This is a genomic window from Mesorhizobium sp. M7A.F.Ca.CA.002.05.1.1, assembly GCF_003998335.1.
Taxonomy (GTDB): domain Bacteria; phylum Pseudomonadota; class Alphaproteobacteria; order Rhizobiales; family Rhizobiaceae; genus Mesorhizobium.
Window position 1 is genome coordinate 1 of record NZ_RZQI01000313.1, and the last position, 6,211, is coordinate 6,211.

Sequence of the window (6,211 nt, forward strand, 5' to 3'; positions counted from 1 at the left end):
AGAATACGGTTTCTTGGCAGGATGACGGTGACGCCAAGCTTGAGTCAAAGATCGCTGAGATTGCGGCTGCGATCATCGTGGCGGGCGAGAAAAAGTTCAGAGCTAGCCTGCGGGAAGCCGAGGAGCGCGCAGAGCGGGAGCGGATCGAAAAGGAAAATCAGCGCCAGGAATGGCTAGCCCAGCGCAACCAACAGCGCCTGCAAAACCTGCGGACCAGCGGAGAGCTACTGCGTCAGTCTGAAGAGATTCGCGCACTTGTTGAGCGCGTCCGTCGCGCGATCCCTACTTGTAGAACCGTGCGCTGACCGCTTTCGGGCCGAGAGTGGACCGACGGCTCCGAGGCTCGGATCGTCAGTAGCGGACCTTCGAACGTCGAATGATCTCAAAGACCAACTGCCAGCTTTCTGCGCGTTAAGCCATGATCGGAGGCGTCGAATGCGAACATGTGTTGAGGGCGGATGTTTCCGGCCTCGGCCCTTTTCGCTCCTAAGTGTGGCCGTGGGATACACCGCCGGTCCCTTGTGTCCCTCCCTGCCTTCGCCCCCAAAGCTGCTGAGGCGCATAGTAGGCTTCTCTTTTGCGCCTCAGATGTGTATGCCTTAATCAGCTCCATGGAACATCTAGCTGGAGCTGATCAAAAATATATGAAGCCACCAACGCAACCTGACTCCGACCGGCCCTTGAATGCCGAGGCGGCCGATCTTTTTGGCTTTGTGGGCATAGCCAGAAGACTCGCACCCGCAATTCTGAAGACGTTCGAAACAGACGGCATGGTCGTTGGCCTGGAGGGGCCTTGGGGATCAGGCAAGACCACGCTGCTGAACTTCCTGCGGCACGAGCTGGACAAGAGCAAGCCGGAGCACATCCACGTCATAAACATCGCGCCATGGCTCAGCGGAGATCGGTCCAATCTCGTATCCTCCCTGCTTATCCCAATAGCGGACATTCTGGATCAGATTGAAAACGCGCACGCCAAACAGAGCCGTTGGAAGCAGCTGAAGAAGAAAGGAACCGACCTCGGCAATCTCGTCCGGTCGTACGGCGCGAAAACAGGGCGGACGTTGGCGCCGGCCGCGCGGTTGGCTGAATATTTCATTCCCGGTGCGAAGATCGCGGGAGACTCGTTGGATTTGGCTTCTGAGTACCTTGAGCAGTCTGAACGCCAACAGACGACTGCCGAAATCAAAGCCAACATTTCCAAGAGGATTTCCGAGCTCAAAATCGGCTTCGTCGTCATTCTGGACGACCTCGACCGGCTTGAGCCCGAACAAGCCGTTGAGGTGGTCCGGCTGGTGAGGTCGGTCGCCGATTTCCCGAAGATTACCTACCTGATGTGCTATGATCGGGCGGCCCTATCCCACGCGCTTATGACTGGCCTGAAGATATCCGATGGAGATCAGTTCCTTCAAAAAATCATCCAGCTGACCTTCACTATACCACTCCCCGAGCCATTCGACTTGCGGGAGCAATTCCTCACAGAGGCTTTGGCCATCTTCGAGGAAGTCACCGGAAGCCCCGCGACTAGTGAGCTCCTCTCCGATCTTAAAGTTGGGGTGGACCGCGAAGGTGGCGCACTACGGACCCCGCGAGAGGTCAAGCTTGCTCTCAACAGCCTCCGGTTCCTGTATCCCTCGATCAAGGACGATGTCTATTTCCCCGACGTCTGCCGGTTGCACCTGATCAAGACAACGAACCCGGCTCTCTATCGTTGGATCGAGGAATATCTCTCGCTACGCTCGGTCCTCGTCACAGGCGATGGTACAATCAGCAGCCACGACAAGAAGGAGATCGGCAAGCGGCTTCAGGAGCTTCTGCCGTCAGACGACGCAATGTCCACGCAGTCAATCTGGAGCCTGCGCCGGTTCATTCCAGGCATCATCAAGAACGACAGTCCCGAGCAATGCGTCTTTTCGAGCTCAAGCGTAGGCGAAGTGAAAAACATGATCGCGCTGCGCCGTCTGGGCAGCCCGATCCATTACCGCTACTACTTCGCGCTGACGTATCCGAAAACGATAATGCCGGATGACGAGTTCAACGCGTTGCTCGCCCTCGCAACGAGCCACACGTCGGCGCTGACGGAGAAACTCGTCGCTCTCGCCCGGAAAAGGAGGTCGTCAGGAAGGAGTTGGTTCGAACATTTACTGGACCGGCTGGATGACGACATGATCAGAAGCCTCGGCGCATCGAGGCTCTCAGGTCTGATAGAAGCCATATCCAACGGCATGGATGTCATCCTTGCCGAAGACAACAGTCCGCGGCCGTTGTCGCTGTCAGTCTCGGATATCGCGGAACGTGTGGTGAGGGGTTGCCTCAAACAGTTGAAGACGTTGGACCACGATGCCTTTACCTCGGCAGCCACCAAGCTCGCCTCAGACTGTCCGTCGCTGAACTGGCTGATCGGGCACTTCATCAGAGACGAGCTTTTCATGCATGGCCTCGTCGGTGAACGGGCAAATCCTGATGGCTCGGCCTTCGACCGTGAGAAGCTGACTGACCTCCTGAATAGCTTGAAGACGCGTGCTACCGCTCAGGTGAACGATGGCGATCTTTCGAAGATGCCGGATCTAGCAGCCTACCTCTTTGGCTGGAGGGACCTGTCAGGCCTGGAAGAGCCAAAGGCCTGGGTCACGAAATTCACCGAACCCGATGAAGGCTTTCTTTTCCTCCTGGACAAGCTGCGCAGTTGGGCCGTGAGCGACCGGGTATATTACCCGCTCCAGCAATCGGCTGTCAGCGTGTTTCTGGATTGGGATGAAACCACAAAGCGACTGGAAACGCTGGCTGACACTGAGCATAGGGAGAAGGTGGAAGAACTCAAGGTCGCGATCGAGCAGGGCAAACACTGAGCACTTGCCGTGAGCGCAGAAATTGATCGGCGGGAATGGCGGTGCAGGAAGGAAGCAAACAAACACCTCAATGGCTCATTGGAGGGGCGCGAAGCGTTCCGTTAGAACGAGGGGCCGTTTGCCGACCGGCAGTTTCTGGCGTTCAAAAAGCGACAGCGGACATTCGATTCGGTAGCTCCGAGGTCCCTGACTGACCCGTTCAAGACCTTCCTCCGACCCCAAAATGCAGGCCCTGATCCAATCCGGACCTTCCTAACACGGTTTCCTTGCCGAAAGCCGACTGTGAGCCCGCTAGAGGACGCGGCGAGAACCAAAGCCTCTTGCTTGTGAGTGAAGAGTTCTTGCACGTTCCGAAGAAGCAGGGGTCTAGTAGAAACAATCCACGCGAATGGGCCAGCTAATGGAGGTGTCGTGAACGCGGTACAGATGCGTGAAATTATCGTGGGGCTGCTTGCCGCAACCTACAACACCGTTGGCGAAGACGGCCTTGCCAGCGCATTCATCCTTGGCCGACGCGATAGGCATCCCGCCTTAGGCGGCATTTCTGTCACGCTTTTCTTCCGTCGAAAGAAGCTGATGCCTGCGGTGATGAAGCTGAGGTCCCTCGGGCCGCCACATCTCCGTTATCTTCCGTTGGGCCATTCCTTTGAGAAGCTGCGGTCTTTCCTCACGGACCGGTACCACCTTGTTGCGGGCAACAACATTTTCAGCCGCGCTGAAACCTCACTCCTGGAGCGGATATCGAAGGAGCAAGTTGACTTGCTTGTCGACCAGTTCGCAGAGAGCGATATCCTCACTCCGCCTCTAGAAACTTGCCTCTTTCCGCTGGTCACCATCCAGATGAGAGATGCGTTTGAGGGGGCGGTATTCTCGCTCTCGACAGCGACTGGTCTTGCAGCACAAACGCCGCTCGCGAACCTGCCACGCGGCTACGTCGATGGTCATCTATTCCCGCCATTCAGCGACTGGAAGCACAAGACCCAAACCCCGACGAGCTGGCTCCTTGTCACCGCTCCATCGCCTGAGGTGGCAAAAAAATATCGAGCATCGATCTTAGGGGCGATCTCCCTCACCGTAATGCATCACTACCGACACCAGTTTACCGGCCGGAAGGTTTTCGGCGGAGTGGTGGGCGTTCGTGATGGATGGTCCTTTTCCGACAGCTCGCCACATACGCCGGCACTCGGCGAGGACGTTGTGCTAGGGGTCGAGGATGGTGTTTGGCTTGAAGTGATTGATAGGGCTCTCGCTTCCAGCAGCGAGGCCGATATCAAGAAGCTGAAATCGCTGCAGTACTTCTACAGGGCTTGGTTTCTACCGGACAGCGAGCGGTTCCCAATAGACTGCATCACGATCGACTCGATGTTTGGGGATGCAAACGGCGCAACGGAGGCTGTTGCGCGCGGGGTGGATGAACTGTTCGGGGGAAAGCTCGATCGTACCCGTGTGCTTCTGCTGATGCGATTGCGGAACTCGGTAATCCACGGCGGAGCGCCGGATGTCTACGATTCCTCGAAGTACGCGAGGTACTACCGAGACTATGGCGACGATCCGATCGCCGACATGAGCGCCCTTGTCGCCGAGTGCCTCCGACGAAAGGTTTTCGATGGGCAGCTTCGAGAGCAACCTGACCCCTACGCTGAAGTGATCGCGCAGGCTGTCGCAGCGGGTAGGTTTCCTGCGAGGGAGCCAGCGGGAATCCTCGCTCCCTTAGCCACGGCGGCGGCGTGACCACTTGACCACTTGCGCCGTCCACAACAGAATTCGTGGCGATGGGATGCAGCTCTGCATGCTCCCCCGGTGCTTCCCCGAGGTTTCAAGGGAAGCTTCCGGAGAGGCCAATGCTTGTTAAGACATCGAAATCGTTGGTGCCGCCGGCAACGTCAGCTATCGGGCAACAGGAAAGATCACCTCAACGGCCGACATCGGGCGCATTGCTGACCGGCTGATTTTGGGCCGTATCCGGACAGTCCGCTTGGGACCCTGGATCGGTGTACTCGGACGCTCGGAGGTCGTCTCGGCGGGGCCCTCTACTCTCGCTTCATACCTGCGCCGACGCAGAACCGTCGTTAGGTGGCCGAGCGGGACAAAACGCGACAGAAAGAAATGGCGTGAGGCCCTACCAATCCGCCAACGGCGGCGATAATTGTGCGAAATGCCGAAGCGATCCCGAAGCCACCAGCTTGAAGCCGAATCCATCCGGCGGTACGAGCAGGCCCTGCCGAGCCGTTGGGTTTGTCGGCGCAAGGACGAGGATTATGGTGTCGATCTCGAGGTCGAGGTCTTCGACGACCGCGACGAGGCAACGGGGCTGATCTTTCTTGTGCAGCTCAAAGCGACCGACGATCCGACAGAGGCGCTTTCAGTTGCGATGAAGATGGATCGGCTCCTCTACCTAGGTAGCCTCGACTGCCCCTCGATCGTGGTGCGCTACTGCAGCGTGGACGATAGCTTCCACTGGAAGTGGCTTTCCAATGTGTTCGCCGAGATCGGCCAACCCGAGACCAAAACCGTGACCATACGCTTCTGCGAAACCGATGCTTGGTCGGACGCTGATCCAGAAGCCATCGTCCGCACGTTTAAGGTGTACCGGACAATCCGCCTGGCCTCGCGACAGCTGTCGCTCGGCTTGGGCATCGATGAGAGGCGCTGCGGTGGCCCACATTCGTTTGAGCTGAGTTGCGCAGTCGCCGAGATCACGTCTTCCTGCCGGATCGTAGGGACGTCATTGGACCCCAGCGAATGCCTCCCCGTCATGGTTCACCTCGACGGCGAATATCTGCGGTCGCGGATAGACATGATCGCGTCGATCACTGTCCACCTTAAGAGTTTCGATCGTCACGAGATTGCGGCACAGCTCTCCTACGTGCTGGCCCACTTCGCATGTGGATATGAGTTCATCTCGCAAGCACGCGATTTGGCAACGCTGATTCGGCAGCGCCGCTACAGATGTCAAAGCCGAAATGTTGCGGCGGTAGTCGCTGCCCGACTGAACGAGCACCCAACTTTGGCAGGTGACCTTGCCGCCCTGAACGGCATCCACGAGCGCCAGGATGAGGCATACCTTCTCTACGTCCACAGCCTCCTGAGCAGTAGCCTTCCCTTCGAAGAGCGTCTGGCCACGGCGTCGAGGTTCTATGTCGACGCGCTTGAGTTCCATGCGGCGGAGACGCCGGAGCGGCAATCGGCGATCCACTATTCCTTCGGGAATGCCCTGCGAATCTCCGGCGCGATGTCGAGGGCTGTCCGGCAGTACAACTTGGCCCGCCGGAAGTATCCCGACTACCTTAGACGAGGCTATTTCCTGGCAGAACTGGCTGCTGCTCTTTTTTTTCGCGGCCGTCACCGAATGGCAGCTACTCTTT

3 protein-coding genes and 1 pseudogene are annotated in these 6,211 nt (G+C 57.9%); all 4 read left to right on the forward strand.

The genetic code is table 11. The annotated features are described in order from the left end of the window. Positions 1-305: pseudogene (locus EN939_RS38090) on the forward strand (hypothetical protein); the annotation flags it as partial. A gap of 375 nt (positions 306-680) precedes the next feature. Further along, positions 681-2,846: a KAP family P-loop NTPase fold protein gene (locus tag EN939_RS17125; RefSeq protein ID WP_206525607.1), complete on the forward strand. Its 2,166-nt coding sequence runs from the start codon at positions 681-683 to the stop codon at positions 2,844-2,846. A gap of 411 nt (positions 2,847-3,257) precedes the next feature. Further along, entirely contained in the window at positions 3,258-4,577 is a 1,320-nt protein-coding gene (locus EN939_RS17130; RefSeq protein WP_127268971.1) for a hypothetical protein, read from the forward strand. Positions 4,578-5,001: 424 nt separating this feature from the next. Beyond that, on the forward strand, positions 5,002-6,211 hold a 1,210-nt coding region (locus EN939_RS17135; protein ID WP_164751038.1), incomplete at its 3' end, for a DUF4365 domain-containing protein.